Raw genomic sequence first — 1341 nt, 5'->3', positions numbered from 1 at the left:
AATCGTAATTCGTCCATTACCTGGTTTGCCGGTTGTTAAAGATTTGGTTGTTGATATGAACCAATTCTATGATCAGTATGACAAAATTCAGCCATTCTTGATTAATAACCAACCTGCTCCACCTAAAGAGCGTTTGCAATCTCCTGAAGAGCGTGAACACTTAAATGGTTTGTATGAGTGTATTCTTTGTGCATGTTGTTCAACTTCATGCCCATCATTCTGGTGGAACCCTGATAAATTCTTGGGTCCTTCAGCGTTGTTGAATGCATATCGTTTTATTATCGACTCTCGTGATACTGCAACTGCAGAACGTTTGGCTCGTCTTGACGATCCGTTCAGTTTGTTCCGTTGTAAAGGTATTATGAACTGTGTGTCAGTATGTCCTAAAGGTTTGAATCCAACAAAAGCAATCGGTCATATCCGTAATATGTTGTTAGATCAAGCGGGTTAATTCTGCGCAAATAGAGAACGCACATCCTTGATGTGCGTTTTTTTTTAATTTTATAATACGTGTCTTATACTTTAGTCGGTAAAAGAGGGGTTTTTATATAAAGCACCATATATTAATAGATAAAATTGGATATGTATTTCGCCAATTTATAGATGGTATGTGTCAAAAAAATCAATCGTTCGTTAAGAACATGATACGATTTGCCACAAAGTTATAGGTGAAAAAAGCGTATACTAGTGAAATTAAATTAAGTGGCACGATCTTAGATCTGTGCTTAATTTTTATGGTTAAAGTCATTTTAGAAAAGTTAATTTTAAAGTTAATTTTTCTAAAAAGATTTGCAAAAAATTGCTCGGTTTTTTATCGAGTATAAGGTGAGTGATGATGCCATTGAGGGCGTTGTGATTCATTAATTACCTATGGAGTTTTCTCTCTAGGTAGTATGACGCCCCATGGTCTTGAAGACCTGTTGGGTAAGTAGTGTCATTTTTACCAATTTGACATTATGCATCATGGGTATGCTTAAAAGGCAGCCTGTAATATTTTTTGCAATAGGAAATGGGTCCACAAATGCAAGAAGTTGCTGACGCATTGCGTCTTGACACTGAACTTTCCGCTGATAGTGCAGCGTATATTGAAGAACTTTACGAGCAGTACCTGACTTCCCCAACCTCCGTCGCTGAGGACTGGCGCCAATATTTCGATAAATATCCAAAGGGTGACCAACCACACAGCGCTGTGCGTGAGCAATTCCTATTACTAGGACGTAATGCTAATCGTGTTCAACCTGTTGTACAAAGTACTGTCAGTACTGAACATGAGCGTCGTCAAATTGGCGTTTTACAACTCATTGCTGCTTATCGCAATCGCGGACATCAAAAAGCTAAGTT

The 1341-nt window shown here is 38.0% G+C and carries 2 protein-coding genes; both read left to right on the top strand.

What is annotated here, in order from left to right:
* On the top strand, positions 1-451 hold a 451-nt coding region (locus tag FYJ52_RS09940), incomplete at its 5' end, for a succinate dehydrogenase iron-sulfur subunit (protein WP_154577062.1).
* Between the two features lie 570 nt (positions 452-1021).
* Positions 1022-1341: 2-oxoglutarate dehydrogenase E1 subunit family protein (locus tag FYJ52_RS09925; RefSeq protein ID WP_205960833.1), on the top strand; the 320-nt coding region annotated here is incomplete at its 3' end.

This window comes from Pseudoramibacter porci, assembly GCF_009696145.1.
Taxonomy (GTDB): Bacteria; Bacillota; Clostridia; order Eubacteriales; family Eubacteriaceae; genus Pseudoramibacter; species Pseudoramibacter porci.
Note: the sequence above shows the minus strand (reverse complement) of the source record. Positions and strands in the feature narration are given on the sequence as shown.